This is a genomic window from Pantoea sp. Ae19-2 (assembly GCF_059801205.1).
Genome location: NZ_JBCHWE010000001.1, coordinates 2,168,311 through 2,194,489 on the forward strand (window position 1 = coordinate 2,168,311; position 26,179 = coordinate 2,194,489).

Genomic DNA, 26,179 nt, shown 5'->3' on the forward strand with positions numbered 1-26,179 from the left:
AGTTGCAGGAGATCGACATTGAAGCCGCTGTATGACGATTTGTGGATCTCAACGCCGGAGTTTCCGGCCGAAGGTACCGAAGACATTATGATGCATGGTTTTTTGCTGCGTCATCCGCGCGGCAATTTACTGATTGGACGGGTAGAAAACCCGCTGGATCATGAAGTGCTGGCGGATGATAACGGCGTAATCCGGCATTACCTGACCCACTGGCATGAATCCGCGCCCGGCGCGGCGCGTATCCAGCAGCGCTTTAACAGCGCGCTCTACTGCCACAGCCGCTCATTGGGGCAGATCAGCCGCTTTGTCGAACCTGACGATACCTTCACGCAGCAGGAAACGCATTTTGGTGATTTTCACCTGTTGCCGACGCCCGGTCACACACCCGGCAGCTGCAGCTATCTTTACGCTTCCCCTAACGGCCTGACCTACTTGTTTGTCGGTGATACGCTCACGCGTCAGCATGACCGCTGGATAACCGTGCTGGTGCCCGAGAGCAATCCTGCCGAACTGGCCGCTTCGCTGGAGCTCTACCGGACTCTGCGCCCTGACGTGGTGCTGATGAGCACCACGCGCGGCCATCTTTCATGGCAGAAAGTGACCCTGTCCGGCTGGCTGGCCGCTATCGACGAGGCAGAGCTGCACCCGCTGGATCTGCGCCAGCAGGCGGTGCTGTAGTTACAGGATTTTGGTCAGATAATGGCGCTGGTGATGGTGAATATAGTCGCCAAGCGTTAACCGGACGTGATAGCCCAACTTTTCGTAGAAGGGCCGAGCCTGAAAGCTGGCCGTATCGACCTGGGCAAAACGGCATCCTCGCTGGCGCGCCTCTTTTTCTGCCGCCAGCACCAACTGACTTCCCGTGCCCTGCCCCCGGAGCCTGTCGCTGACCCAAAGCAAATCGATGCGTAACCAGTTACCTGTCGTCGTACCGGTTAACCCTGCCAGCTTCTTCCCCTGAGAATCACAGATAAACAGCCCCAGCGGTTTAATCAGGTCCACGTCAAAAAATTTGCTGTTATGCGCATTCAGGCCTAGCCGGAGTTCATCCTGATCTTTACTGGTCACCTTATCAGTGAGGGTAATCTGCATTGGCATTCCTTATCGCGGCAAATCAGGAGTCGTTACGTTGTCTGTCGTCGTAGCGCTCAAGGCTCAGGACGTCAACGTCACGCTTCGCGCTGCGGCTGCAGGGCACCAGCGCGTCGCTGTCATGGTAGACAAAGAAGGTGTCGAGATTGCTTTTGTTGACGATCAACTGATCGCCGTTGCGGAAGCGGGTAATGGCCACTTTGTCACCGCCCTCAATCTGCGTGTTCAGTTGCCCCGCCGCAATCTGGAAGTGCTGTTTGGGCCAGGAGAGCGTACTCAGGCCATATTCAGCGCGTGAAATGGTCATGGTAGGCCGACCGGGACAATGGATCTGGAATTCGCTTTCGCTCCACGCTGACGCGCTGTAACAGGCCAACAGGCACAGGGCAAGACGGACTGCTTTCATCTGATTTCCTCCGCTGAATACGTCATTTCCCATTGTCAGGGGAGTTTATCACAATAAAAGCCAGGCAGAGCAGGACGGGACAGGTTGCCGCAGGGATTCAGGCGTGCCGGAGAGACAGCCGCTCACCTGCCCTGCGCACCACCAGAAAACCGAACGGGCGAGATGGCATCGGGTAAACCACGGCTCAATTAGTCTGCAGCCACTTCCGCTGCGACCAACATTAACGCCAGGTCGGCGTGTTCGCTGTCGAAGCTGCTCATCACATCGCGAATTTCAGCGGCACAGGCAATGACCTGCTGCCTTTTTTCTGCATCCAGCGCTTCGATGGCGTGGCGAATAATCATTAGGCTGGCTTCTTCTTCTTTCATCATTTATCCCTGAATTTGCTTAAGCGATGCGCAAAGATGGCAAGAATAACGTTTATTCCACCTCAAAGTCATCTTTTGCATTTCTGTTGCTTAACCTTTGAGCAAAGCACAAATCAGCCTGTGTCGCAGAACTGCTATGATCATGTTATTTGCGGCGCAACAGGATAGAATCGTTCACCGCTTTCATGGACTTGGGCAGGGACAGGATATGTTGCGATCGGTAGTTTTCATTTTTATGGCACTGCTTGCGGGCTGCTCATCGTCGCCAAAAGGCGTGGAATGCCCGGGCGAGGTCAGCACCCTTTACGGTCAGTCGCTGGGCCAGACCCAGGGGACGATTTTCGATCTGGTCACCTCATTTAGCGTCAGTCGGGACGGCGCAAGCGTGCAGAGCGGTCCGCTGCAGTCGCAGGATCGCTTCCAGTACATTCCTTCCGCCGTCACGCGTGAGGGTTATTATGCGCAACGCCTGTCGGACAAGCAGTTCCGGCTCATCAATCCCTATCAGGATACCCTGATCACGTGGACCTGCCCGTAGAGGGGTGAATCCGGGCGCAGAATGGTATAGTGTCAGGAAACGTCAAGAGACAGGTCATCCTTCACATGGAAAAGCGTCTGGATAACAACGGCTATATCGATTTTCCCTTCCCGGCGACCCGCAATGAAGACGGTACGGTCAATCCCTGCGGCATCGACTTAACGCTGGAAACAGAGCGCCTTGAAGAGGTTGCGGTGCTGCGCCACTCAGCAAACCTGCAGCGTCTGGTGGAAGAGGTGAATCTTCAGGACGGGCTGTTTATGACGCTGGCCTGCGACTGGCAACAGCAGGAAAACGCGGTGTGCGGGTTTATTGATATCGCCTTTCGTCCCGAGTTGCCTGGCCATTCACATGCTGAGACGCTGCAGCTGGAAACCGCGTTTTACACCTATCTCAAAGAGCAGGCGCAACAGCATGGGCTGGCAGCGGATGCGCTGATCAACTATGCCCGTGCTGTACTCGACTGGGGCTGGTCGCCGCTGCAGCAACGTCAGCGCCGCTATGAAAAAATCACAATTCAGTACTACTGCCCTCAGTCGGAGGATGCGGAATGGTGCTTCGACCATATTCGCCACTTTCTGGTGAGCTGGTACCCTCAGTACGCCGCCGCTCCGGGCAATGCCGTTTTGTGAAACAGCTGGTAATGATTTTTCCCTGCACACATTAGCCACTGGCGAGTTGCCGCGTTTCCCCGCTTCACGCCCCTGACTGCGCGCCTCTCAGGCCAGCGATATGACGCGGTGGCAGATATTTTCCCCTGACCTTTGCCTCCTGAACAGAAGATTAATGCGCCCTGGGGCAGCACGACGGCTAAGCTTTGCTACGCTTTAGGTGACTGTGATAACCAAGGAGATGAAGCATGTCAGGAAAAATTGAAGATGCAGTGAAAGAAGTCGCCGGTGCCGCAGAGCAACAATGGGGTGAAGTTACTGACTCCCCGCGTCACCGTGCCCGTGGTGCAGCACGCCGCTACACCAATCAGGCATCCTACGCCGCACGTGATGCCGCTGATTGCATCAAGGATCAGGTGCAGTCTAACCCGTTCGCGGGTCTGGCCGTAGCCGCTGGCGTTGGCGTGGTACTTGGCTTCCTGCTGGGCCGCAAATAAGTCTCAAAACGGGAGCGTTGGCTCCCGTTTTACCCTCATACCAGATCGCGCAGATGATCGTCTTTGTTTAACGTCATCAGTGCCGGTATTGTTACCAACGCTGTTGCCATCATGTACCACGCCGGAATATCCAGATTGCCCGTCTGCTTGACCAGCCCTGTAATAATCAACCCCGCACAGCCCGAGAAAACGGCATTCGATAGCGAATAAGCCAATCCCAGTCCGGTGTAGCGAACCCGTGTGGGAAACATTTCGGCCAGCATCGCCGGCCCCGGCCCTGCCAGTAAGCCCACCACGCCGCCTGCAATAAACACCACCAGCGCTTTGCTGGGTAACGCCACCGTTTCCGCCTGCAGCACCTTCAGCAGCGGCATCGCCAGTAAGAGCAACAGTACGCTGGCCACCACCATCACCCGGCGTCGCCCTATCCTGTCACTGAGTATCCCCGCCGGAATAATGGTCAAGGCAAACCCCAGATTGGAAATCACGGCGATCGCCAGCGCCTGGTGCAGTCCGGTGTGCAGGGCGGACTGAAGGTAGGCTGGCATAATGACCAGACAAGTGTAACCCGCCGCTGACCACAGCATCACGCGCGCCACGGCCAGCAGAATGGTTTTCAACGTCTGGAGCGGTGCGGCTTTGCCCCCCTTCTGCTGCTGTTGCTGACGGACAAAGCCGGGCGTTTCGTCCATTGCCAGCCGCAGCCAGAGCGCCACCATGCCCAGCGGTAATGCCAGGATAAACGGAATGCGCCAGCCCCAGGCCAGCATGGCTTGTGGGCTGAGCGTAAACGACAACAGCGCCACCAGCCCGACGCCAGCCAGCAGGCCCAGCGCCACCGTGAGCGACTGCCACGCGCCATACAGGCCGCGCTTGCCTCGCGGCGCAAATTCCGTCATCAGGGAGACCGCACCGCCGTATTCTCCTCCGGCAAACAGCCCCTGCAGGATACGCAGCCCGGTCAGGATTAACGGTGCTGCGATGCCCACTGAGGCATAGGTCGGCACCAGGCCAATGGCCGTGGTCGCCAGCGTCATGAACACCAGCACCATAATCAGCGTCGGTTTGCGGCCGATGCGATCGCCGATACGGCCAAACACCAGCGCACCCAGTGGCCGAAAGAAAAATGCAACGGCAAAGGAGGCCCAGGTGAGAATCAGCCCACTCAAGGCCGACTCGCCCTGTAACTTGAAAAAGTTCTGCGCAATCAGCGTGGCGAGAAAACCATAGATGGCGAACTCATACCACTCAATAAAGTTGCCAACCGAACCCGCAACCAGCGCACGTTTATGTTGCTTTACCTGGGGTGAATAGGTTTCCATTTGACTATCCTCAACTTGCAGCCTGCAAAAGCAGTACGGCGATAAGAGAGATAGTATAGAATTCCAGCAGATAAGGTTATGTATCCCAGACGAGAATAATGACATCACAGCATAATGCCCTTTTCAGTCATCTGAGCAGCGTGCTCAGCGCCGAGAGCAAAACCCCGCTCTATAAACGTTTCGTGCAGGTGATTAAAGACGCCGTGCGCGACGGCGTGCTGCGTCACGAAGAGGTGTTGCCCAGCGAGCGCGAATTTTCTCACTCTCTGGGGATCTCCCGCATCACGGTGCGTAAAGCGATGGATGCGCTCTCTCAGGAAGGGATAGTTCATCGCTCGCGTGGCTATGGCACGCAGATTTGTCGCGCACTGGAATATTCACTGAAAGAGCCGCAGGGATTTTCACAGCAGGTCGTATTACGGGGTAAAAAGCCCGATACGGAATGGCTGCAAAAACATCGTATCCGTTGCGAAGATGACATTGCGCAGAAGCTGCAGCTGCCCCCGGACAGTGAGGTCTATTTGCTGAAGCGCCTGCGTTATGTCGATCAACAGGCCGTGTCCGTGGAAACGTCCTGGGTGCCGTGCGATTTGATCAACGATGCCAGCGACATCGGTATTTCGCTGTACGACTATTTTCGCCGCCACCAGATCCAGCCGGTGAAAACGCAAAGTCGCGTCAGTGCGCAAATGCCAGATGCCGAATTACAGCGCCTCATTGCCCTGCCCGAGCGGATTCCCGTACTGGTGATTAAGCAGTTGGCGCTGGATGCGCGCGATCGTCCTCTGGAATACAGCATCAGCTACTGTCGCAGTGATTTGTACGTGTTTATTGCCGAGTAAGGCACTGCTGCCAGTGGCGAATCAGCGCTGCACGGTCGGGGGCGGTATCGCCTCCACGCTGCGCAACCACGAATGATGCGACGGCATTCCCCAGCGCCACTGCGTTATCAAGTGGCCAGCCAGATGCGAGCGCAGCCAGTAATCCTCCCGTGTGGCTGTCACCGGCCCCAATCGTATCGACCACCGCCGTCTTGAATGCTGCGATCCAGCCGTACTGTCCGTGATGGCTGAAGCCTGCGCCTTCGCTATCCAGCCTGACCACCAGCGGGCTGGCAAAATGTTTTGCCCACTGGGTAATCAGCGCCTGCGCGTTAAAAGACCCGTCCTGCTGCAAACGCTGGTGCCAGACGTGTTCGGCTTCCTGGCGATTAAGCGTAATCAACGGCTGCAGCGCCATCACGCGCTGCCAGTGATCCGGCGCGATCGCAGGCAGACGCGGTCCAAAATCGATCGCCAGCCGCGGCCTGTTTGCCAGCCCTTCCAGCCAGGACAGCAGTGTTTCCGCATTCTTGCCGATGAGCTGATAACCCGACAGATACATCCAGCCTTCTGCGTGAAGCGGAACAGAGGCCAGCATCGCCTCATCCCACTGGTTCTCCACCCCGGCCACCGACAGGAACGTGCGTTCTCCGTCGGGTTCAACCAGCGCCAGGCACCAGCCATTGTCGCCCTTGTGGGTTTCCGTGACGCTGGTCAGGCCACAGGCCGTAAGCTTTTGCCGGAGTAGCTCAGCCCAGACGCCCTGGCCGAGCGGTAATGCAGAAACGGCATCCATACCTAAGCGGTGCAGCGCCAGCGCCACGTTCAACGCACAGCCTCCCACGCTGATACTTTGCTGCTGCAGCGCGCTGTCGCCGCCGCGCTGGGGAAGCTGCTCGGCGCGGGCGATGACATCCACGACGGCGGCGCCCAGTACGACGATCGGGGCCCGGTTGCCTAATGTTGCCACGCTCTGGGAATCAACCATGCGCCGCCTCCCGCTTGAGGCGAAAAGCGGTAAACGCCCGGCCGTAGCTTTCAAAGTCCAGTTTATTTACGCTATCCAGCTGCTGTCGGAGCGGAGGGTCAATGGCATCAATACCGTTAAGCGCACCACAAATGGCAACCGCCATCGCACCAATGGTGTCCGTGTCGCCGCCCAGATTGGCGCAAAGAATGGCGCAGCGGTTGGGATCGGTTCCTGCCAGTTCAACCATCGCGATGGCGGCGGGCACGGACTCGATGGTGCTGGTGCCTGTTCCCACCAGGGCATAGATGTTCTCCATAGTGGATTCAACACCGCGCCCCTGTTCAACCACCGAAAACGCCAGCTCGAGGCGCGCAGACATGGCCGCACTAAAGGTGGTTACCTGCCGCTCCTGCGCCGCACGCGCGACGGCAGGCAGCGCGTCACGAATCTGTCTCCAGCCTGCGCCCTCTATCGCCCGGGAAACGGCCCAGGCAATCACGGTTGCCCCGGCAATCGCGACGTCGGCCTTGTGGGTGGGGCTGGAAGCCAGCGCAACCGCATCAATAAAACCGTGCAAATCTCGCGCGGGTAACAGGCAGCCCAGCGGGGCAATACGCATCGCCGCTCCATTTGTCAGGCCGTTGTTTTCCAGCGCGCTGATCGGCTGGCCGGCCTGTAATGCGCGCAGCGCGATTTTTGATGTGGGCCCCAGAACATTTTTATTAAACGCGTCGAACCCTTCTGCCCAGCGCAGGATGTTAAGACCAATGGTTTCAGCGACGATCTCTCCGTCATGACGGATGATGGCATCGGCCAGCGCCAGCGCCATCGATGTATCGTCGGTGAACTCGGCGCGGCCGAAATAGCAGGCGGCGTTATTCTCTGCCGGGCCGGGCAGAAAACGATCAATCCAGCCAAAATGTGCTTTCACGCGGCTTCGCGGCCAGAGTTCTGACGGCATGCCCATGGCATCGCCAAGCGCCTGACCATAAAATGCGCCGGTGATCCTTTGTTGTACGGTAATCATCTTCTCTTCCTTATTTTTGGCTTTCCGTCGCGGCGGCAGGCTCAACCACGTTAAGCTCATCGCTGCGTTTTTTCGTATCGCGGAACAGCAGAATAAACGCCACGGTAATCAATATGATCATCACGCTGCCAAACAGCCACATTCCCGCCCAGTTGAACGTCAGGCCGTTGCGCGGTTGACCATAGGCAAACATCTCCTGCATCAGATAGCCCCCCAGGCGATAACCTAACAGGCTGCCGATTCCCTGACAGGCCAGGGTAATTAATCCCTGCGCCGCATTGCGCATGCTCACAGGGGATTTTTTATCGACGTAGATGTAGGCAGTAATAAAGTAAAAGTCATAGCTGACGCCGTGCAGCAGAATGCCCATAAATAACAGGCCATAGGTGAGCAGGTTCTGATCGCTGCCAAAAACAAAAAACAGATAACGCAGCGCGGCCGTCACCAGGCCGAGCAGCAAGACCTTGCCGATACCAAAACGTTTGATAAAGAAGGGCAGCGCCAGTAAAAACAGAATCTCGGACATCTGCCCTAACGTCATCCAGCCCGTGGCGTGCGCCAGGCCCACTTCGGTCAGGAAGCCCTCGGCAAAAATGTAATAGAACGCCAGCGGCATACTGAACAGGAAGGAACAGACAAAAAAGACCAGGAAGCTGCGATCTTTTAACAGATGCAGGGCATCCAGGCCCAGCGCGGTTCGCACACTAAAGGCGCCGGTACTTTTAGGCTCCGTGGCGGGCAGCATAAAGGCGAATATACCCAGCAGCAGCGAGCTGGCGGCGGTAATCAGCAGCGGCACATTGCTGGCGGAGATATCGCCAAAGCCCAGTAACGACGGCAGAAAACCGCAGACGATACCGGATGCGATCCAGCCGAGCGTGCCCAGCACGCGGATGCGCGGATAATCACGCTCCACGTCTGCTACATGCGAAAACGCAATGCTGTTGGTGAGGGCAATCGTAGGCATATAGGTCAGCGCATACAGCAGCAACAGGGGAAAGAAACCGCTGAAGTGCGTTTGCTGCGCCGCGAAGTACATCAGCCCGGCACCCACGATCATCAGCACACCCAGCACTTTCTGGGCCTGAAAAAAGCGGTCTGCCAGCGATCCCACCAGAATGGGCGACAGAATGGCGGCGATGGAGGTACAGGCATAGCACCACGCAATCTCGACGGGCGTGAAACCATTTTTGCTAAGGAAGGCCCAGAGCGGGACAAACCACGCGCCCCAGATAAACCATTCCACAAACATCATCAATGACAGGCTGGCCGTTTTCGTTTTCATTATGGTGTGTTCCCCGGTGTTGGTAAGGCCAATCTAACACCACAAACATAACCTTTATAATACCTTTGGGTGGAATTTTGAGCTACCTCCCATTCTCGGTGAGAACGGTTTTATGCGCGCCACGGGAAACGGTGGCGTCTTCTGTCTGGTCTCACCCGACCGCCGGATGCGAGACGTTGAGCACTTAATGCTCTGGAAAGGCAGCGCGTCTTTGCAGGCGGTTCGGGCTTACAAACACGCCACCGGCCGTAGGCTTTGGGCTTCGGGCTTTGGGCTTTGGGCTTTGGGCTTTGGGCTTTGGGCTTCGGGCTTCGGGCTTCGGGCTTCGGGCTTCGGGCTTCGGGCTTCGGGCTTCGGGCTTCAGGCTTCGGGCTTCGGGCTTCGGGCTCCGGGCCGCAGGCAACCACAATGCGGCCCGCACGGCATCCTCTAACAACGTATGCGGTTCCTGGCCGAGAAAACTCACCCGTTGAGTATTTTCCATTCGGACAGGCCGCTGCCACAAATAACGCATCTCAAGCATTTCATGTAGCGTGGTATGAAATGGAGCCCGCGCAGAAACACGCCACCAGGCTGTAAGTCGGCGGAATTCGCTCGCCTTCAGGCTCATTCTCCAGGCGCGTCTCTGAACAATGCAGCCGCGCTGCTCATTTCTGGACATCCTTCTTTTCGCTTTGCTGACATACAGATTCTTGTGCATTTATTACACTGCGCGCTGAGAATGAACGTTCATTACAGGGTAATTCATGAAAACTTTTCAGCGCACTATGATCGTCGGGCTGGTCGTGATGATCGCGGGCTGCGATCAAAACAGTCCTCCCGCCGATGCCAACATGACCACCGAAGTCGGGGTAAAAACGTTGCAAAGCGCATCGGTGACACTGGACAGCCAGCTTGCCGGGCGCGTCACCGGCAGTATGACGTCTGATGTCAGGCCGCAGGTGGATGGGATCATTCAGAAACGTCTGTTCACCGAAGGCGATGAGGTGAAAGCCGGACAGGTGCTGTATCAGATCGATCCGGCCAGCTATCAGGCCAGCTACGATCAGGCCGTCGCACAACTTAAGAATGCGCAGGCCCTGGTGAAGAGCAGCAAACTGAAAGCCGAACGCTATGCCGCACTGGTGAAAGATAACGGCGTTTCACGTCAGGATGCGGATGATGCGCAGGCAACGTATCAACAGAACGTTGCTTCCGTGGATCAGTACCGTGCTGCCGTCGAAAGTGCGCGCATCAACCTGAATTACACCCAAATCAAAGCGCCGATTAGCGGTCGCATTGGGATTTCATCGGTTACGCCTGGCGCGCTGGTGACCGCCAGCCAGACCACCGCGCTGGCGACGATTCGCGCACTGGATCCCATCTATGTCGATCTCACGCAATCCAGCGTGCAATTGCTCAAACTGAGACGCCAACAGGCGTCACTGCAGCAGAACAAAGATGACGTGCCCGTGACGGTGAAACTGGAAGATGGTACGACCTACGATCATCCCGGCAAGCTGGAACTGACCGAGGTCTCGGTGGATGAGGCGACGGGCACTGTGACGCTGCGTGCGATTTTCCCCAATCCCCAACATGAACTGTTGCCGGGCATGTACGTGCGCGCCAGCGTCACCAACGGCGTGAAAAGCGATGCCATTTTGGCGCCTCAGCAAGGCATCACCCGTGATGCGAAAGGCAATGCTACCGCGCTGGTGGTCGATAAAGAGAACAAAGTCGAAAGTCGCGACGTAGTGACCGACCGCGTAATGGGCAATAACTGGCTGATTACTTCCGGCCTAAACCAGGGTGACAAGCTGATTGTTGAAGGCACCGCAAAAGTTCAGGCGGGCATGCAGGTGAAAGCGGTAGACGTCTCTTCGGGCGATAACGCTCCGACCAGCGAGGGTCACTGATATGTTGGCGCAGTTCTTTATCCGTCGGCCGGTCTTTGCCTGGGTGATCGCCCTTTGCATCATGCTGTTCGGTATCCTGAGTATTCGCAGCCTGCCCGTGGCGCAGTATCCCGATGTGGCACCGCCACAAATCAGTGTTCAGGCCACCTATACGGGCGCATCGGCGGAAACGCTGGAAAGCAGCGTGACCCAGGTTATTGAGCAACAGCTCACCGGACTGGATGGACTGCTCTATTTCAGTTCGACCAGTACCGCATCCACCGGTCAGGTGAAAATCAATGTCACGTTTAAACAGGGCACCGATCCCGATATTGCTCAGGTCCAGGTGCAGAATAAGGTACAGCAGGCCGAGAGCCGCTTGCCGAGCGCCGTGACCTCACAGGGCGTGACCGTGCAGAAAGCCCAGAGCGACTTTCTGCTGATTTTGGCGGTGTACGATAAAAGCAATAAAAGCAGCTCTTCCGATGTCGCCGACTATATGGTCAGCAACATGGAAGACACGCTGGCGCGCGTGACAGGCGTCGGTAACGTACAGGTTTTTGGCGCCGAGTACGCGATGCGTATCTGGCTCGATCCCAGCAAGCTGGCGTCGTATTCGCTGATGCCTTCTGATGTCACCACCGCTCTTGAGAGTCAAAATACCCAGGTGTCTTCCGGGCAGTTGGGCGCGCAACCGTCCAGCAACACACAACAACTGGTGGCGACGGTACGTTCGCGTTCACGCCTGCAAACCCCTGAGCAGTTCCGCAACATTGTGCTGAAAAGCCAGGCCGATGGTTCTGTGGTCCGTCTGAGCGATGTCGCACGCGTAGAAATGGGCGATGAAGACTACAGTGCCAATGTCATGGCGAACGGCCATCCGGCATCCGGTATGGCTATCCAACTGGCATCTGGCGCTAATGCACTCTCCACCGCCGAAAAGGTGAAATCCACCATTGACGAATTCCGGAGCAGCATGCCGGCGGGCTATGAAATAGCCTATCCGCTCGACAGCACTGACTTCGTTAAAATCTCGATTGAAGAAGTGGTGAAAACGCTGGTCGAAGCGGTCATTTTAGTGGTGATTGTGATGTTTGTGTTCCTGCAAAACATCCGCACCACGCTGATTCCCACGATTGCAGTTCCGGTCGTTCTCCTGGGCACCTTTGGTGTGCTGTCTTTCTTTGGTTATTCGATTAACACGCTTACCATGTTCGGCATGGTGCTCGCCATTGGCTTGCTCGTCGATGATGCCATCGTCGTGGTTGAAAACGTCGAACGCGTGATGCGCGAAGAGGGATTACCCCCGCGAGAAGCAACCGAGAAATCGATGAGGGAGATTACTGGTGCGTTGGTTGGCATCGCGCTGGTGCTCTCTGCCGTGTTCCTGCCGATGACCTTCTTTAGCGGTTCAACAGGCGTGATTTACCGTCAGTTCTCTATCACCATCGTCTCTTCCATGGTGCTGTCGGTGATTGTGGCGCTGACGCTGACGCCCGCCCTCTGTGCCACCTTGCTTAAACCGCACAATCACGACAGCGGTCGCAACGGTTTCTTTGGCTGGTTTAACCAGCGCTATGAAAACGTGCAGGCACGCTATCAACGTGGCGTCGGGAAGGTCATGCACCGTTCCGTGCGCTATCTGCTGCTGTACGGCGTGCTGTTGATCGGCTGTGCCGTACTCTATATGCGCCTGCCAACCGGCTTTCTGCCGACCGAAGATCAGGGTTACATCATGGTGCAGTATCAGTTGGCACCGGGCGCGACGGAAAATCGCACCCGTGAAGTCCGTCGTCAGGTCCAGCAGTATTTCGCCACCCAGGAGAAAGATAACGTTAACGTTAGCATGCTGGTAGACGGCTTCAGTTTTGCCGGTAACGGACAGAATGCGGGGGTCGGCTTTATCTCGCTTAAAAACTGGGGTGACCGTAAAGGCAGTGAGAACAGTGCTGATGCGATTGCAGGCCGCGCCATGGCGGCGCTGTCGCGGATTCGTGATGCCCAGATCTTTGTGCTGTCGCCGCCCGCCGTCTCCGGGCTGGGTCAATCCAACGGCTTCACGTTTGAGCTGCAAGCGCGTGGTGCTACCGCACGCGATCAACTGCTGAAAATGCGCGATCAGCTGATTGCAAAAGCGAATCAGGATACGGAACTCAGCGCTGTACGTGCCAACTCGCTGCCGGACCTGCCGCAGCTGGATGTCAGTATCGATGATGCGAAAGCACAGTCACTGGGCCTGACCATCAGCGACATCAATAATACGCTCAGCGCAGCCATTGGCGGCAGTTATGTCAATGACTTCTCCGACCGCGGCCGCGTGAAGAAAGTCTATATGCAGGGCGATCAATCGTTCCGCAGCAAGCCAGAGGATATTGATCAATGGTATGTCCGCGGAACAGACAGCAGCAATAACACCACCATGGTGCCCTTCTCGTCCTTTGCCTCGTCGAAATGGTCCTATGGTCCGGATGTGCTTTCACGTTACAACGGCCTGGCATCCTATGAAATTCAGGGATCGGCCGCCGAAGGGAAAAGCTCCGGGGATGCCATCACCGCAATGGAAAAACTTGCGGCGACCTTGCCTGCGGGCACCACCTTCGCCTGGAGTGGGCTCTCTTATCAGGAAAAACTTTCCGGTAATCAGGCGCTGTCGCTGTATGGCATTTCACTGATTGTGGTGTTCCTGTGCCTGGCCGCCCTGTATGAGAGCTGGGCAGTGCCGCTTTCGGTGATGTTGGTGGTGCCGTTGGGCGTCATCGGCTCACTACTGGCGATTACGCTGCGTGGCCTGGAAAATGACGTTTACTTTCAGGTTGCGCTGCTCACGATCATCGGACTTTCCTCGAAGAATGCCATTCTGATTGTGGAGTTCGCTGAAGAGCACTACCGCAAGGGCGAGAGCCTGATAAACGCGGCGGTTCATGCGGCGACGATGCGCTTGCGTCCCATCATCATGACCTCACTGGCCTTTACCGCAGGCGTACTGCCGCTGGCGATCTCCACGGGCGCGGGGGCCAACAGCCGTATCGCCATCGGTACCGGTATTATTGGCGGCACCTTAACCGCCACCCTGCTGGCTATTTTCTTTGTACCGCTGTTTTTTGTGCTGGTCCGCCGGGTCTTTCCGGCACAGCCGCATGACACGGTCCGGTCAACCGACTCAGCAGCGAAGGTGAAGGAATAATGACCATGACTGCAAAACTTTTCACCGTGTTTTTACCCTGCTTCCTTGCGGGCTGCGTGTCGCTGGATCCGCATTATGATCGTCCTGTGGATGCCGTGAAGGCGACAAACCCGACCGGGGAAGCCTACCCTAACCTGCAAGGGACTGCCGTCAATTATCGCGCTATCCGTTGGCAGGATTATGTGCTGAACAGCCAACTCAATCAGGTTGTCGGCATGGCGTTGGACAGTAGCCGCGACTTACGTGAAGCGGTGGCGAGTGTAAAATCCGCGCATGCGCAATACGCTGAGCAACGTGCCGATCTCTTCCCGTCATTGAGCGCCGGCGTCAGCGGGACGCGCTCACGTGCCCTGACGGGCGAAGGCAATCAAACGGCGCTGGGCAATTCTTACTCTGCCGAAGGCAGTGTCAGCGCATTTGAACTGGATTTATTTGGTAAGAATCAAAGCCTGTCGCGCCAGCAGTATGAAACCTACCTTGGTACCCTGGAGGGCGCGCGGAGTACGCGCCTGACGGTGCTGTATAACACCATTGATTACTGGCTTCAGTTGGCGGCGGATCGCAGCAATCTGGCCATTGCGAAAGAGACAGCTGAGAGTGCGCGGCAGTCACTGGACGTGACGCGCAAGCGCATGCAAAACGGTGTGGATTCGATGGTTGATGTGGCGTCTGCGGAAACCACCTATCAGTCTGCGCAGGCGGATGTGGCCAGCTATACTACCAGCGTGGCGCAGGATAAGAATGCGCTGGATCTGGTTGTTGGAAAACCTGTACCCGATACGTTGCTGCCGCAAAATCTTGAATCGATTGGCCATGCGTTGCGCGATGTGCCCGCAGGGATATCGTCGGATGTCCTCAATAATCGTCCTGATGTCTTGCAGGCTGAGCACAACCTGAAGGCGGCGAATGCCAACATCGGGGCTGCGCGGGCCAATTTCTTTCCCAGCATTTCACTGACGGCCAGCGGTGGCGTTGGCAGTGCCGATCTCGCCTCGCTGTTCAAAAACGGCGTGGGAATTTGGTCGTTTTCCCCCAGTATCTCGCTGCCTGTCTTCAAGGGCGGCTACAACGTGGCCTACCTGAATTACACCAAAGCGCAGAAGGAGTACTACGTGGCGGCGTACGAAAAGTCGGTGCAGACCGCTTTCCGCGAAGTCGCGGATGCCCTGGCGCGGCGCGGCACCATCAACGATCAATTGACCAGCCAGCGTAACAATGTGGCAGCCTCACAGATTTACGCGCATCTGGCCGATCTGCGTTATCAAAGCGGCGTGGATACCTGGCTGAATGCGTTAACCGCCCAGCGAACGCTCTACTCCGCCAGAACCCGTCTGGTCAGCGTGGAACATGCGTACTACCAAAACCTAAATACATTCTACAAGGTGATGGGAGGCGGCTCGGCGCGACAGGCGTCTGAACAAACGGTAGATGTGCGTTGAACGCCCAAATGCGCAGGGATGCGCACCCGACAAACTGCGCGCAATAACATCGCGCGCTGGCCTCAATAGTGGAACAGGGCAAATCCCGATACACGGACATCAGGCCATTCTGTGTCAGAATGTGTGACGGCGATTCCCTCGCCCCGGTGCCTCGCGTACCATGCCAGAATAAGTCAATAAAAAGGGCCGCATATCGGCCTGTATTCAGGAGAGTTTTTTGAGCAAGCCTGATAATGAAACGTTCTTTAAGCAGCGGCAGCAACTGATCATTTCAGCCGCGAAGAACTGCTTCAGCCGTTCCGGTTTTCACGGTGCAAGTATGGCCGATATCAGTCGTGAATCCGGTTTAGGTGCAGGTCAGCTTTATCGCTACTTTAACAGTAAAGAAGTGATTGTCAGTGAAACCATAAAAAGTATCGCAGAAAACTGGCGGACGTTTTTGCTGCATAGTTTGGCGCACGAAACGCACACCGCCAATATTATTGATACCGACTCGCCCTTTTGGCAGAACTGGTCTCCTGAGGACCGGTGTTTATTACTGGAAATGTATTCCGAAGCCTCACGTCATGAATCAGTGCGCTCAATGCTGGCCCGCGAGGAAGCCTTATTGGTCGCAGATCTGGACAGGCTATTCAGGCAGCAAATGCCGACAGAAAGTCCACTCCAGCGCAGCAACCGTATCCAGTTTTTGCTGATGCTGGTGGATGGCGTCGCCTGTCGTGCATATGGAGATAAAAATGTGGATCAGCAGGAACTGAGCCGGATCAATGCTGTACTCGACCGTCACCTGTTTTGATGCGTTACTCAGCATCCGGTTGGTGGATGTCATGGCTAACCGCCTTAAAGAACGGCATAAAGCTGTCTTCTGTCTCGCGGCGTTTCATAAAACGGCGAATGATCATGCCGTCTATTACCAGGGAAACCACATGCAATCGTGCATGGATGATGTTCGCCTCCAGTGCCGGATTGAGCGCCTGTTGCTCAGTAATAAAATTCTCTTTTAAAACCTGCCAGGCATCGTGAAGAATCTGACGAATACGCGCATTACGCGTGGATTCGGATGATATCTCGATGAGCAACACAATGCTTTGTTCGACTTCTGGTGACGCCAAATCCCCCGGCAGATGCGTCACTCTCCCCGCGTTCGCCATTTTCTCGAAGTCGGCTTTCAGTAACACGATCATACGCTGCACCACTTTCGTGACCAGTGCTTCAACGATCGCTTCCTTATTTTTATAATATTTATAAATCAGCCCGATGCTGACATTTGCCTGACTGGCGATACTCTGAATGGAGGTTTGATAAAACCCTTTTTGTCGCATGCAGTATTCGGCTGCATCAAGAATTTCTTCGCTGCGATTCATCAGGATACTCACAAGATAAAAGAAATGACTTTACTGTCTGTCATTACCAATAGCTATGGCAAGTGGGTAAGGCATTTCACGTTCTGTCGTATTCGGCGTGATGAAACAACCCCCTTTCCTGCGTCCGTTTGCCTGACGGTTGTCTTCCATCAGGCGAACGGGCGTTGCTCAACGAACTGCGCGTGGCTTTTCCATACGAAATCCCATGCCGATGAGTCGGCCAAAAATAAAGCGTAAAAAGGGATATTTACGGATGATGCCGGGCATTTTGCTTTTGCCTTCCCCACCCGGTTTCTTTTTACTGCTCATTTTTATTTGCAGGAACTGCGTCGCAACGGTGGGAAACTGACGGCGCTGCTGTACTTTTTTCAGATCCCTGAACGTGACCTTCCTCTTTAACAAAGGCCGGGTAAGCAGATTCGCCGTGGCCACCGCATCCTGGATGGCAAGATTAACCCCCACTCCGCCAATGGGTGACATCGCATGAGCCGCATCACCGATGCAGAGCACGCCCGGTTTTGCCCACTGATTCAACCTGTCGATACGGATTGACAGCAGTTTGAAACTCTCCCAGCTGTCAATTTCCGCCAGCCGTTCGACGCTAAAAGGAGAGACGGTGGCAATGTTGTGTTTCATCGCGTCAAGCCCACGGGCCTGGATCGCCTCAAACTGCCCTTTTTCAATCGTCAGCCCACACTGCCAGTAATCGCCCCTGTCGATCACGATAACGTTATTTCGCGGGCCAGTGTGGCCCATCCCTGACTGCGGATCCTCTGGCTGTTTGTTCAGGCGAAACCACAAAACGTCGCGTGGTGAGCCAAAATGCTGGCTCACCAGTCCGGCCTGTGCGCGAACGGCAGAGTTGCGCCCGTCTGCCCCCACCACCAGGCGGGAACGTATCTCAACGGGCTGACCCGACTGTAAGGCCAGAACACCCCGAACCTCACCCTCTTCGATGATCAACTGGCTTAACGAGGTGGATTTTAGCAGGGTGAAGCCGGGAAACTGCGCGCTCTGTTCCGCCAGAAAATTCAGGAAATCCCACTGCGGCATGAAGGCGATAAAACGGCACTGCAGCGGCAGGCGCGAGAAATCGGCCATCGTGACCTCCTCGCCCCCCATTTCCGCCTGCAGCTTTTCCGCACGCTGATGAGGAAGTTTCAGCAAATCGTCCAGCAGGCCCAACTGATGCATGACCTCCAGCGTAGAAGGATGGATCGTGTCACCACGAAAATCGCGGAGAAAATCGGCATGTTTTTCCAGCACGACAACCTGTAAACCGGCGCGGGCCAGTAGATAGCCCAGCATCAAACCGGCCGGGCCGCCGCCGACGATACAGCAGTCAGAGATAACGTGTTCAGTGGATGGCATAGCTTACCCCTCATAATATGCGTGGTAAGTGTATGCCACTGCGGATGATTTAAGTACCGAGGAACGACAGGGATAAGCGTTGTTGTCCCGGCCAGACCAGGTGCACCAGTACAACAGCGTAGTCATCTGGCGTTCTCTTCTTTTATCTCTACCAGCACCAGCGGACATTTTCTGACCTGGCAGGCGTGATGATAGGCCATGGAGCATACTGAGCAATAATCGGCAGAATCTGACTGATACTCGTACTCCTGAAAATAGCGAAAGCCGCCGCTGTCAGCATCGGCGCGCGCGCTGTAGAAAGCATGGTCAGCAAGCTGCTCGTCCAGCTGCATGAACGTAAGTGCGGAGGGGTTGTGATAACCCACTTTAATGCGATATGTGGTCATAGTGACGAGTATTGCTATGCAAAGCTGCATTAGCCAGACATTTTGGGTGTTGACTGTGATAGTTAAAAATTATCAAAAACGTTGCTGACCTTAGTAAACCTCAGCGTCACTAAACCTTTCCTGCGCAAATCGGCATCGGTCTTTTTTTAAGCATGAGACACCTCTTTTGCCCACTTGTCTGCACATATTCAGACGCCCGGCGGGCGTTAAATCCTGTTCAGCCACCCTTTCTCTGACTGCGTGAACGCCTCTCTGACTGCGTAATCGCCGACATAAAAAAGCCAGACCACTATATTTATACTATTTAACGTCACCGTGATTATGTCCTGTGAAAACGTCGCTGGAAGACAAACAAATAAAATTGTCAAAACACTTAAACAACTCTCATTTAACTGTAAAGGTACACTGTAGGATAAATATAACAAATCAACTTTAGCTACTCTACATATTGCACAATAAGGCACCGGAAACTCTACGCAAGGTAAAAAACAGCAGACTCAATTTAACAAAGAATTTTAATAATTTAATGAACAGACAGAACAGAGCGTTTAGTTTTGCACAACGATAAACCTTAACTTTTTAATAAATGACGCAGAATTTATCATTTTGTGCTGTTTTTTTATTGATCCTTTTCCCTTGAGGACGGGAATAATCCTGGGCGACCGTAAATATTCTTAATATGGAAACTGTACAAAATAATCATTTAATCATCGTAATTTTAACATTTTTAGGAAGATTACCGCTTAATGACGCATCACAATTGTGCGTAACCGACATCAGAATTTTCTTGGTTAAAAAAGCCGATCTTTCTTTTAACCCGTTGAAGGAAAAGGAAACCCACTGTTATGATAGGTCAACTTTCTTAACAAGCGGTAGAAATCGGCTGATGAGAAGGATAACCAAAGAGGATGTTCGCTGCTCAAGTTGTAAATATTGTTGCCAACTGACGAGCAATACCCAGGAAGAGATATTGCGATGCCCAATTCAAAAGATTGCCGTATGGCCAGGCAACAATCATTTTTTGATAAAAGGCGTTTTGTCGTTGGTCGCCGGAAGATACGAAAGCCTGTTCTGCAGAGGATGTATATTTGTTGACTTTTCGATTCATAACCTCCGTTATTTTACCAGCAAAAACTGGATGGATTATCTGCGAGGGACCGGCCTTGCCATTATTATCATCAGCGATCGCCGAATGGAATCTCTGGCGTCATTTTGGCGGAGACAGGAGCCCACGATAAATACTGTGATTTATGCGGACGGTAAAATTGAGGATATTAAAAAAGCGGTTAATGCCTGTTATTACGGATTAAAGGGAGGTGAAAGGAAACGCGTCAACGCTTTGACGCTGGAAGAAGTTAAATTTTTGGACCTTGCCAATTATGGCCATTCGCTGGGTGAAATTTCCAGCGAAATGAAACTTGGCGTTAAGAAGGTTTACATCATTAAAGACGCTGTCAGAAGGAAAACTGGAATCAATCTTAATCAGTTACTTTCCAGTTAATTGATCATAAAGGAAGATAAAATGACTTATCACACCAATAAATTTAGCTTGTCTCTGATTGTGAGTGCCTTTCTGCTGTCAGGATATGCACAAGCAGATTCTGCTAATACCATTAATTTTCAGGGCGAAGTCTCTGATGAAACCTGTTCAGTTGCCATTAACGGCAATGAGAGTTCACCCGTTGTACTGCTTCCTACCGTAAGTAAAGCGGATTTAGATACCAGTGGTAAGACGGCAGGTAAAACTGACTTTACCGTCGGTCTGACAGGCTGCAGCGGTTCAGCGACCACCACCCAAATCTCAACGGTATTCGTGGGCAATAACGTGAGCGCAGCAGGTAACCTGACGAACACCGGGTCGGCTGAAAATGTTGAGATTCAGATGCTGGATACGGCGGGTACGGTAATCAACCTGACGGGGGGCTTTACCGGTAGCGGCGACTTAAGTTTATCCGCGAATGAGACTGAAAAGTCAGCGACCTATGGCGCGCAATACTTTTCAACCGGGGTGGCAACATCCGGTACGGTCGCTGCCTCCATTCAGTATGCCATAACTTACCGTTAGTTCTGTTCGGGTGCGCCACGGTTATTATGGGGCGCACGTTTTTTTGAGGAATCAAATATGGAAAACCGCTGGCTGGTGTTTGCGCTAAAATTATTTTTCATTACTTTCCTGTTCTTACTTGCAGTAAATAACGCCAGAGCGAACGTGACTATTCTGGGTAGCCGTGTCATTTACCCTGCCAGTGCCAAAACCGTTGATGTGCAGTTAAAAAACAACGGTGATATCCCCTATGTTATTCAGGCCTGGTTTGATAACGGCGATGCCAATTCTCAACCTGAGCAAAGCAGTCAAACGCCCTTTATTGTGACACCACCCGTTTTTCGTATACAGCCCAAGACGGGCCAAATTGCACGAATTATATTCAACGGTAGCCTGCCTCTCCCTCAGGATCGGGAGTCTGTCTTTTGGTTTAACACATTGCAGATCCCCCCTGCGAATCTGAAAAATGAAAATAATCAAAATGCCATGATGGTCATGTTACGAAACCGCCTTAAAATCTTTTATCGTCCTGTTTCAGTGGGAAACCCGAATAACATATTAAAGAATATCTCGCTTAAATTCGTTCACGATAATCATAAAGGGCTGGGCATTGAAATCAATAACCCTCAACCCTGGCATGCTTCATTACTCGACATTTCATTTAAGGTGGCAAATCAAGACCTGCATTCCGATGCTGATATGATTCCGCCTTTTAGCAAAAAAACCTTTTGGTTCAGTGCGGATAAAAAACGTTTACAGGGCGTAAACATTGTCTCCGTTGCTGCAGTTAACGACCAGGGAGCCAGAATAAGTGAAAATTATAAGGTTGAAATTAATTAACTCAAAATTAATTGCATTCACCATTTCGATTTCCTTTTCTCAGCATGCTTACTGCGAAGATTATTATTTTGACTCAAGCCTGTTTAAAGGCTCGGCATTTGGACAGAACATTGAACAATTTAATCAGAACGCCACGCCTGCTGGCAATTATCTGGTCGATATTTATCTCAATAATAAACGGGTTACATCCGGTGTCAAAATCGCGTTTATCCAGTCTGACCTCCAACAGGATGCGGAACCTTGCCTTCCGTCAAAGGTTGTTGCCTTGCTGCAGCTAAAAGTGCCACCCACGCCTGAACCTGAAGAGCAGTGTCATCCACTGGGTTACTGGTCATCAGACGGTCATTGGCAATTTGATCCGGCATCACTGCAATTACAGCTCACGATCCCAAACTCAAGCCTCGATAAGAAGCCGAGAGGTTACATCCCTACATCTGAATGGGAAGAAGGTATTAGTGCAGTATTTTTACGGCACAACACCAATTACACCTGGACCGAAAACCGTACGTCTGATTATCGCTATCAATATTTATGGAGTGGGATCACCGCGGGTACCAATCTGATGAAGTGGCAGTTCCGTCATCAGGGTAATGCGCGCTATCTCAATGACAGTGCAGGCGGCAGTCGATACCGTTACAACACCGTGAAAAGCTGGGTACAACGCCCGCTGGAACAGCTTAACAGCATACTGTCTTTAGGTGACAATGCCACCGACAGTTCCCTGTTTGGCAGCCTGGCTTTTAACGGGATTAAATTGTCTACCGACCCACGGATGTGGCCACAAGGCAGGCGGGGTTATGCCCCTGAAGTCAGGGGCGTGGCAACCTCCAGCGCGCGGGTTGTCATTAAACAACTGGATAAAGTGATCTATGAAACCACAGTGCCACCAGGCCCTTTTGTCATTGATGACTTGTACAACACGCGCAATCAGGGTGACCTCGCTGTTGAGGTCATTGAAGCTAACGGTAAGCGTTCGACCTTTACCGTTCCTTATGCTTCCGTTCCAGACTCTGTGCGCCCGGGCAACTGGCAGTACTCGCTGGCGCTGGGACGGGTTCGCCAATATTACCGTGTCAATAACACCTTTTTTGAGGGCATTCTGCAACGGGGCATCAGTAATCGCCTGACGGCGACGGCGGGTACCAGGCAGGCAAACGATTATCAGGCGTGGCTGTTAGGTGGCGTGCTGGCAACAGAGATCGGCGCATTGGGAATGAACAGCACCTTTTCACATGCGCGGGTTGAACAGAACAAAACAGCGTCAGGCTGGCGCGCGGAGATCAACTACAGCAAGACGTTTGACACAGGCACCAACCTGGTTCTGGCTGCCTACCGGTATTCAACGAGTGGGTTCCGTGATTTGCAGGATGTTCTGGGCGTGAGACGTCAGCAAGACGCAGGCATTCAGTATTATTCTGATTCATTAAATCAGCGTAACCGTTTGACTGCCACACTGAGTCAGTCCATGGACAGATTCGGTTTGATCAGTTTGAGTGCCAGTACTGCTGATTATTACAATAACCAGTCGCGCATCACGCAATTGCAACTTGGCTATAGCAACACCTGGAAAACTATCAGCTACGGTATCAACATAGGTCGTCAGCGTACGGTCTGGTATAACAACCGCTATGATTCAGGTTTTTCCCTACAGCAGGATGACAGCCGCCAGCAAAAATACACCGAAAATACCTTTTCACTCAACGTATCCATTCCGCTTGACTGGGGTAAAAGCCTCTCGTCAGTCGCTTATAACGTTAACCAGTCCAGTCAAAATCGCAACACATCCCTGTCGCTGTCGGGAACGGCAGGCGATAACCGTGACTTATCTTATTCACTCTACTCTGGCCTCGATCAGAACCGGGATGGGCAGCGCAATCGTGCCCTGAGTTTCGGTGGCAATCTGCAACAAAATACCCGACTGGGTGCGGTACGCGCCAGTTATGGGCAGGCCGAGAGTTATCGTCAGGTCGGATTAGGCTCGTCAGGCACCCTGGTTGTGCATCGCGGTGGGGTGACGGTGGGCCCCTATACCAGTGATACGTTTGCGTTAATAAAAGCCGAGGGCGCGCAAGGCGCGACAGTGCGTAATGGTCAGGGTGCTGTTGTGGATGCGTTCGGCTATGCCATCTTACCTTCTCTGACCTCCTATCGTGAAAACACCGTCAGTCTGGACACGCTTAACATGCAGGCTGATGCGGAACTGAGCGGTGGAAGTCAACGCGTGGTGCCTTATGCCGGTGCGGTGGTGCAGGTGCATTTCGCCACGCTCAAAGGCAAAGCGGTCCTCATCAATCTGAAGACAACCAACGGTGAGATGCCGCCCATGGGCGCTGAGGTCCGTGACGCAGAGAATACGGTAATCGGCGTGGTTGGCCAGGGGGGGCAGCTATACGCGCGCGTGCCTCATGACTCGGGGGTGCTGCGCGTAAGCTGGAATAACAACGGGCCGCAGCGCTGCCGGGTTAATTATCAGATTACCGGCCAGTTTGACAGCCAGATCATCCACCTCGACAGCCTGTGTAGCAAGGAGTGATGCAGTGTCTTTACATCGATCTTTTTTCTTCATCGCAATGCTGTGCACAGCGCCGCTGCCGCTGCTGGCTAACTGCAGCAAGGTAACGGACGCATCTTCACTTTCAACGGAGGCGAAGGAGGCAGGTTACACGGCAAGTTCGTGGTCAGGTGCCTGCGATACCTGCTCAGGCAATGTGGGCCTGCCGTCGATCATCAGCATCAACTCGGGTAATACATTTCAACCCTCAGGTACGCTGCTGGCGAGTTCAGTGGGTAATTTTCTGACAGCATCCACTGACAAAGCCTACACGCCGAATCAGATTCTTTATCGGTGCGCGCAGGCCGATGCCGATAAGCTGTATGAAATGTACGCCACTAACGGTGATTCACCTTTTGCCGGGAAAAACAGCACCAGCGAAGTCGACGGTGCTTATTATGACTATGTGAAAAATGTTGCCGTTCGCCTGACTAATCTTGCCACAGGAGAATATTACAGCCGTTACTGGAAGAGCCGTAAACTTACCGCTGATGACTGGTATTCCGATGGACAGTATATTTATATCCCCGCCAGCGCTTTCAGTAATGTGCTTTATGAGATGTTTAAAATTGACTCTACCAGCTATTACGGAAACAGCGCTAATCGTTACGTGGATGGCCATGCACAACCACGGGGATATATCGCTTTTAAAGGGCCAGGGTTAGATACAAATAACCTTGATGAAGGCAAAGACAGTAACACTGTCTGGAATGGATTTTACAATAACTGGCCTGGCGGCTGGAGCACATATAAAAACGTCACCTATGTCCGCGGTGCAATCTGTGAAGTGAAAGATTACCCTTCCGTCGTATTGCTTCCTACCGTCAGCACCGCCACGCTGGCCGCAGGCGGTAGCAGCCAGGCGCCCTTTTCTGTCGCGCTTCAGTGCGAATCGGGCGCGATTTCCAGCATCAACGCGTCAACCAGCAGCGCAGCGAATGTCGCCATGGGCTTTCTGGTCAATCAACCCAATGCCGTGGCAAAGGCGAACAGCCTTGGCCTGACGACCAGCGGCGGCGGCTTAACCTGGCTACTGGACACCCGGTATGGCAATAGCGACGTTGCGTCAGGTGTGGGAATTAAAATCTATAACAGCAATGGAACAGCCATGAATTTATTACCGGATTTTACCAGCACCGGCTCAGGAAACAGTCGTGGATGGTATGCCTATAAAGACTTAACCTCACTGGTTTCCTCAAGTCATGGTGAAACCTATCAAGGAGACTTCACCGCCTCGCTTGAAGCCATTCCCGGACAGATCACTACTGCAGGAACCGTCAATGCTCAGTTACAGGTCGTTGTTAGTTTTCAGTAGATTCATGCTGCTGTTGATGTTTATGCTACCGGGCGTCAATCAGGCCGCCGTGAATATCGATAAAACACGGATTGTTTTTAACGCTGGGGACACTGCACAATCCGTCAACCTGATAAACAAGGCAGAAAGCCCTGCCATTGTGCAAATCTGGACGGATGAAGGTGATATCCATCTGTCGCCCGATAAAAGTAAAACACCTGTGATGGCTATGCCGCCGATATTTAACATGCAGCCCGGCGAAGTCCGTTCGGTGAAACTGATGCTGACCACACGTTCTGCGCTCGCCCCGGATAAAGAAACCTTATACTGGCTAAACCTTTATCAGATACCGGCGATCAAAAAATCCGATGGTCAGAACCCACGGAAGCTGATATTGCCACTGCGCCTGCGTTTGAAAGTGTTCGTACGGCCAACAGGGTTAAGAGCGCCTCAGCCAGAGGATGCAAAGAAGCTGAACTTTATCCTAAAGGGACAAGAGCTAAAAATAACAAATCCAACGCCCTGGTATATGAGCCTGAATGCGAAAGTGGATAATGCTGTGCTGAGGGATATTATGGTGCAACCGCATTCTTATGTTCTGCTTTCCCCTTCCACATCGCTTAATCCTGGCTCCATCGTGTCCTATGAAGTCATTAATCAGAATGGTAATGCTGAGAAGTATCACGGTACGCTTCTCGATACCGTCGTTCACTAGCTGAATGGAGCATATTCGGAACAGTGGATAAAATGCCCTCGCGCTGGAGTGTAGTAAATCTTCAATAAGGCGTTGAACATTGATGCCTCATCAATGATCTTCTGTTCAGACAGTAGAAAATTAACGCTTTCTGCTTTCGGCATTGTGAGAAGATGCAACATGACATATCAGATAACAGAA

Annotated in this window: 26 protein-coding genes; 15 read left to right on the forward strand and 11 right to left on the reverse strand. The window is 53.4% G+C overall.

The window, feature by feature from the left end:
* Nucleotides 1–18: 18 nt before the first annotated feature.
* Nucleotides 19–678 carry an MBL fold metallo-hydrolase gene (locus AAIE03_RS10005; RefSeq protein WP_013025427.1) on the forward strand — a complete coding sequence of 220 codons (660 nt, stop codon included), beginning with the start codon at nucleotides 19–21 and terminating at the stop codon, nucleotides 676–678.
* Here AAIE03_RS10005 and AAIE03_RS10010 read toward each other — a convergent pair whose 3' ends face one another.
* The 3 genes from AAIE03_RS10010 to AAIE03_RS10020 form a co-directional block, all read right to left on the reverse strand.
* A complete protein-coding gene (locus AAIE03_RS10010) occupies nucleotides 679–1,092 on the reverse strand; it encodes a GNAT family N-acetyltransferase (protein WP_022623584.1) in 414 nt (137 codons plus the stop codon).
* Nucleotides 1,093–1,114: 22 nt separating this feature from the next.
* Complete coding sequence (locus tag AAIE03_RS10015) at nucleotides 1,115–1,498, reverse strand: hypothetical protein (protein ID WP_014606096.1); 384 nt, start codon at nucleotides 1,496–1,498, stop codon at nucleotides 1,115–1,117.
* Between the two features lie 188 nt (nucleotides 1,499–1,686).
* The gene (locus AAIE03_RS10020) at nucleotides 1,687–1,866 is read right to left on the reverse strand and encodes a hypothetical protein (RefSeq protein WP_033776303.1); all 180 of its coding nucleotides are present in this window, start codon (nucleotides 1,864–1,866) and stop codon (nucleotides 1,687–1,689) included.
* A 208-nt stretch (nucleotides 1,867–2,074) separates the two neighbouring features.
* Here AAIE03_RS10020 and AAIE03_RS10025 point away from each other — a divergent pair, with 208 nt between their 5' ends.
* The 3 genes from AAIE03_RS10025 to AAIE03_RS10035 all read left to right on the forward strand — a co-directional run bounded on the left by AAIE03_RS10025 (nucleotide 2,075) and on the right by AAIE03_RS10035 (nucleotide 3,512).
* Nucleotides 2,075–2,404 carry a hypothetical protein gene (locus AAIE03_RS10025; RefSeq protein ID WP_015700529.1) on the forward strand — a complete coding sequence of 110 codons (330 nt, stop codon included), beginning with the start codon at nucleotides 2,075–2,077 and terminating at the stop codon, nucleotides 2,402–2,404.
* A gap of 65 nt (nucleotides 2,405–2,469) precedes the next feature.
* Nucleotides 2,470–3,036, forward strand: a complete 567-nt coding sequence (locus AAIE03_RS10030; RefSeq protein ID WP_041457573.1) for a hypothetical protein — start codon at nucleotides 2,470–2,472, stop codon at nucleotides 3,034–3,036.
* 227 nt (nucleotides 3,037–3,263) lie between these two features.
* Nucleotides 3,264–3,512 (forward strand): ElaB/YgaM/YqjD family protein, encoded by a 249-nt coding sequence (locus AAIE03_RS10035; RefSeq protein WP_013025421.1) that lies wholly within the window; start codon nucleotides 3,264–3,266, stop codon nucleotides 3,510–3,512.
* A 35-nt stretch (nucleotides 3,513–3,547) separates the two neighbouring features.
* Here AAIE03_RS10035 and AAIE03_RS10040 read toward each other — a convergent pair whose 3' ends face one another.
* Entirely contained in the window at nucleotides 3,548–4,834 is a 1,287-nt protein-coding gene (locus tag AAIE03_RS10040) for an MFS transporter (RefSeq protein ID WP_288494754.1), read from the reverse strand.
* A 98-nt stretch (nucleotides 4,835–4,932) separates the two neighbouring features.
* Between AAIE03_RS10040 and AAIE03_RS10045 the strand changes: the two genes are divergently transcribed.
* Nucleotides 4,933–5,676, forward strand: a complete 744-nt coding sequence (locus AAIE03_RS10045) for a GntR family transcriptional regulator (RefSeq protein WP_014593467.1) — start codon at nucleotides 4,933–4,935, stop codon at nucleotides 5,674–5,676.
* Here AAIE03_RS10045 and AAIE03_RS10050 read toward each other — a convergent pair.
* The 4 genes from AAIE03_RS10050 to AAIE03_RS10065 all read right to left on the reverse strand — a co-directional run bounded on the left by AAIE03_RS10050 (nucleotide 5,663) and on the right by AAIE03_RS10065 (nucleotide 9,421).
* Complete coding sequence (locus AAIE03_RS10050; protein ID WP_174261001.1) at nucleotides 5,663–6,643, reverse strand: PfkB family carbohydrate kinase; 981 nt, start codon at nucleotides 6,641–6,643, stop codon at nucleotides 5,663–5,665. The genes AAIE03_RS10045 and AAIE03_RS10050 overlap by 14 nt on opposite strands.
* Entirely contained in the window at nucleotides 6,636–7,652 is a 1,017-nt protein-coding gene (locus tag AAIE03_RS10055; protein WP_174261002.1) for an ADP-ribosylglycohydrolase family protein, read from the reverse strand. The genes AAIE03_RS10050 and AAIE03_RS10055 overlap by 8 nt, the downstream gene beginning before the upstream one ends.
* Before the next feature lie 10 nt (nucleotides 7,653–7,662).
* Nucleotides 7,663–8,937, reverse strand: coding sequence for a nucleoside permease (locus tag AAIE03_RS10060; protein WP_014593464.1), 1,275 nt, complete (start codon nucleotides 8,935–8,937; stop codon nucleotides 7,663–7,665).
* A gap of 184 nt (nucleotides 8,938–9,121) precedes the next feature.
* Nucleotides 9,122–9,421: a hypothetical protein gene (locus AAIE03_RS10065; RefSeq protein WP_498562985.1), complete on the reverse strand. Its 300-nt coding sequence runs from the start codon at nucleotides 9,419–9,421 to the stop codon at nucleotides 9,122–9,124.
* 262 nt (nucleotides 9,422–9,683) lie between these two features.
* Between AAIE03_RS10065 and AAIE03_RS10070 the strand changes: the two genes are divergently transcribed.
* The 4 genes from AAIE03_RS10070 to AAIE03_RS10085 all read left to right on the forward strand — a co-directional run bounded on the left by AAIE03_RS10070 (nucleotide 9,684) and on the right by AAIE03_RS10085 (nucleotide 16,230).
* Nucleotides 9,684–10,832, forward strand: coding sequence for an efflux RND transporter periplasmic adaptor subunit (locus AAIE03_RS10070; RefSeq protein ID WP_014606102.1), 1,149 nt, complete (start codon nucleotides 9,684–9,686; stop codon nucleotides 10,830–10,832).
* A 1-nt stretch (nucleotide 10,833) separates the two neighbouring features.
* The gene (locus AAIE03_RS10075) at nucleotides 10,834–13,995 is read left to right on the forward strand and encodes an efflux RND transporter permease subunit (protein ID WP_194762157.1); all 3,162 of its coding nucleotides are present in this window, start codon (nucleotides 10,834–10,836) and stop codon (nucleotides 13,993–13,995) included.
* A complete protein-coding gene (locus AAIE03_RS10080) occupies nucleotides 13,995–15,434 on the forward strand; it encodes an efflux transporter outer membrane subunit (protein ID WP_498562986.1) in 1,440 nt (479 codons plus the stop codon). Before AAIE03_RS10075 ends, AAIE03_RS10080 begins: the two co-directional genes overlap by 1 nt.
* Nucleotides 15,435–15,651: 217 nt before the next feature.
* Nucleotides 15,652–16,230 carry a TetR/AcrR family transcriptional regulator gene (locus tag AAIE03_RS10085; protein WP_064352647.1) on the forward strand — a complete coding sequence of 193 codons (579 nt, stop codon included), beginning with the start codon at nucleotides 15,652–15,654 and terminating at the stop codon, nucleotides 16,228–16,230.
* Nucleotides 16,231–16,234: 4 nt separating this feature from the next.
* Here AAIE03_RS10085 and AAIE03_RS10090 read toward each other — a convergent pair whose 3' ends face one another.
* The 3 genes from AAIE03_RS10090 to AAIE03_RS10100 form a co-directional block, all read right to left on the reverse strand.
* Entirely contained in the window at nucleotides 16,235–16,798 is a 564-nt protein-coding gene (locus AAIE03_RS10090) for a TetR/AcrR family transcriptional regulator (protein ID WP_064352648.1), read from the reverse strand.
* A 168-nt stretch (nucleotides 16,799–16,966) separates the two neighbouring features.
* Nucleotides 16,967–18,169 (reverse strand): FAD-dependent oxidoreductase, encoded by a 1,203-nt coding sequence (locus AAIE03_RS10095; RefSeq protein ID WP_116197378.1) that lies wholly within the window; start codon nucleotides 18,167–18,169, stop codon nucleotides 16,967–16,969.
* A 122-nt stretch (nucleotides 18,170–18,291) separates the two neighbouring features.
* Nucleotides 18,292–18,555: a hypothetical protein gene (locus AAIE03_RS10100; protein WP_019105685.1), complete on the reverse strand. Its 264-nt coding sequence runs from the start codon at nucleotides 18,553–18,555 to the stop codon at nucleotides 18,292–18,294.
* Nucleotides 18,556–19,234: 679 nt separating this feature from the next.
* Here AAIE03_RS10100 and AAIE03_RS10105 point away from each other — a divergent pair.
* Genes AAIE03_RS10105 through AAIE03_RS10130 form a run of 6 tightly spaced genes read left to right on the forward strand, consistent with a single transcriptional unit; the run spans nucleotide 19,235 to nucleotide 25,999 of the window.
* Nucleotides 19,235–20,056: a hypothetical protein gene (locus AAIE03_RS10105; protein ID WP_498562987.1), complete on the forward strand. Its 822-nt coding sequence runs from the start codon at nucleotides 19,235–19,237 to the stop codon at nucleotides 20,054–20,056.
* Nucleotides 20,057–20,077: 21 nt separating this feature from the next.
* Nucleotides 20,078–20,620 carry a fimbrial protein gene (locus AAIE03_RS10110; RefSeq protein WP_014593456.1) on the forward strand — a complete coding sequence of 181 codons (543 nt, stop codon included), beginning with the start codon at nucleotides 20,078–20,080 and terminating at the stop codon, nucleotides 20,618–20,620.
* 57 nt (nucleotides 20,621–20,677) lie between these two features.
* On the forward strand, nucleotides 20,678–21,439 hold the full coding sequence (locus tag AAIE03_RS10115; protein ID WP_013025406.1) for a fimbria/pilus periplasmic chaperone: 762 nt from the start codon (nucleotides 20,678–20,680) through the stop codon (nucleotides 21,437–21,439).
* A complete protein-coding gene (locus AAIE03_RS10120) occupies nucleotides 21,411–23,972 on the forward strand; it encodes a fimbrial outer membrane usher protein (protein WP_498562988.1) in 2,562 nt (853 codons plus the stop codon). Before AAIE03_RS10115 ends, AAIE03_RS10120 begins: the two co-directional genes overlap by 29 nt.
* A 37-nt stretch (nucleotides 23,973–24,009) precedes the next feature.
* Nucleotides 24,010–25,305, forward strand: a complete 1,296-nt coding sequence (stbD, locus tag AAIE03_RS10125) for a fimbrial usher protein StbD (RefSeq protein WP_267239312.1) — start codon at nucleotides 24,010–24,012, stop codon at nucleotides 25,303–25,305.
* Nucleotides 25,306–25,327: 22 nt separating this feature from the next.
* Entirely contained in the window at nucleotides 25,328–25,999 is a 672-nt protein-coding gene (locus AAIE03_RS10130; protein WP_232285094.1) for a fimbrial assembly chaperone, read from the forward strand.
* Nucleotides 26,000–26,179: the final 180 nt, after the last annotated feature.

What these genes read in the sequence shown, in the direction of transcription:
- AAIE03_RS10010 (WP_022623584.1), bottom strand. Translation starts at nt 1,092, where the DNA reads ATGCAGATTACCCTCACTGATAAGGTGACCAGTAAAGATCAGGATGAA.
- AAIE03_RS10015 (WP_014606096.1), bottom strand. Translation starts at nt 1,498, where the DNA reads ATGAAAGCAGTCCGTCTTGCCCTGTGCCTGTTGGCCTGTTACAGCGCG.
- AAIE03_RS10020 (WP_033776303.1), bottom strand. Translation starts at nt 1,866, where the DNA reads ATGAAAGAAGAAGAAGCCAGCCTAATGATTATTCGCCACGCCATCGAA.
- AAIE03_RS10025 (WP_015700529.1), top strand. Translation starts at nt 2,075, where the DNA reads ATGTTGCGATCGGTAGTTTTCATTTTTATGGCACTGCTTGCGGGCTGC.
- AAIE03_RS10030 (WP_041457573.1), top strand. Translation starts at nt 2,470, where the DNA reads ATGGAAAAGCGTCTGGATAACAACGGCTATATCGATTTTCCCTTCCCG.
- AAIE03_RS10035 (WP_013025421.1), top strand. Translation starts at nt 3,264, where the DNA reads ATGTCAGGAAAAATTGAAGATGCAGTGAAAGAAGTCGCCGGTGCCGCA.
- AAIE03_RS10040 (WP_288494754.1), bottom strand. Translation starts at nt 4,834, where the DNA reads ATGGAAACCTATTCACCCCAGGTAAAGCAACATAAACGTGCGCTGGTT.
- AAIE03_RS10045 (WP_014593467.1), top strand. Translation starts at nt 4,933, where the DNA reads ATGACATCACAGCATAATGCCCTTTTCAGTCATCTGAGCAGCGTGCTC.
- AAIE03_RS10050 (WP_174261001.1), bottom strand. Translation starts at nt 6,643, where the DNA reads ATGGTTGATTCCCAGAGCGTGGCAACATTAGGCAACCGGGCCCCGATC.
- AAIE03_RS10055 (WP_174261002.1), bottom strand. Translation starts at nt 7,652, where the DNA reads ATGATTACCGTACAACAAAGGATCACCGGCGCATTTTATGGTCAGGCG.
- AAIE03_RS10060 (WP_014593464.1), bottom strand. Translation starts at nt 8,937, where the DNA reads ATGAAAACGAAAACGGCCAGCCTGTCATTGATGATGTTTGTGGAATGG.
- AAIE03_RS10065 (WP_498562985.1), bottom strand. Translation starts at nt 9,421, where the DNA reads ATGGAAAATACTCAACGGGTGAGTTTTCTCGGCCAGGAACCGCATACG.
- AAIE03_RS10070 (WP_014606102.1), top strand. Translation starts at nt 9,684, where the DNA reads ATGAAAACTTTTCAGCGCACTATGATCGTCGGGCTGGTCGTGATGATC.
- AAIE03_RS10075 (WP_194762157.1), top strand. Translation starts at nt 10,834, where the DNA reads ATGTTGGCGCAGTTCTTTATCCGTCGGCCGGTCTTTGCCTGGGTGATC.
- AAIE03_RS10080 (WP_498562986.1), top strand. Translation starts at nt 13,995, where the DNA reads ATGACCATGACTGCAAAACTTTTCACCGTGTTTTTACCCTGCTTCCTT.
- AAIE03_RS10090 (WP_064352648.1), bottom strand. Translation starts at nt 16,798, where the DNA reads ATGAATCGCAGCGAAGAAATTCTTGATGCAGCCGAATACTGCATGCGA.
- AAIE03_RS10095 (WP_116197378.1), bottom strand. Translation starts at nt 18,169, where the DNA reads ATGCCATCCACTGAACACGTTATCTCTGACTGCTGTATCGTCGGCGGC.
- AAIE03_RS10100 (WP_019105685.1), bottom strand. Translation starts at nt 18,555, where the DNA reads ATGACCACATATCGCATTAAAGTGGGTTATCACAACCCCTCCGCACTT.
- AAIE03_RS10105 (WP_498562987.1), top strand. Translation starts at nt 19,235, where the DNA reads ATGGAAACTGTACAAAATAATCATTTAATCATCGTAATTTTAACATTT.
- AAIE03_RS10110 (WP_014593456.1), top strand. Translation starts at nt 20,078, where the DNA reads ATGACTTATCACACCAATAAATTTAGCTTGTCTCTGATTGTGAGTGCC.
- AAIE03_RS10115 (WP_013025406.1), top strand. Translation starts at nt 20,678, where the DNA reads ATGGAAAACCGCTGGCTGGTGTTTGCGCTAAAATTATTTTTCATTACT.
- stbD (WP_267239312.1), top strand. Translation starts at nt 24,010, where the DNA reads ATGCTGTGCACAGCGCCGCTGCCGCTGCTGGCTAACTGCAGCAAGGTA.
- AAIE03_RS10130 (WP_232285094.1), top strand. Translation starts at nt 25,328, where the DNA reads ATGCTACCGGGCGTCAATCAGGCCGCCGTGAATATCGATAAAACACGG.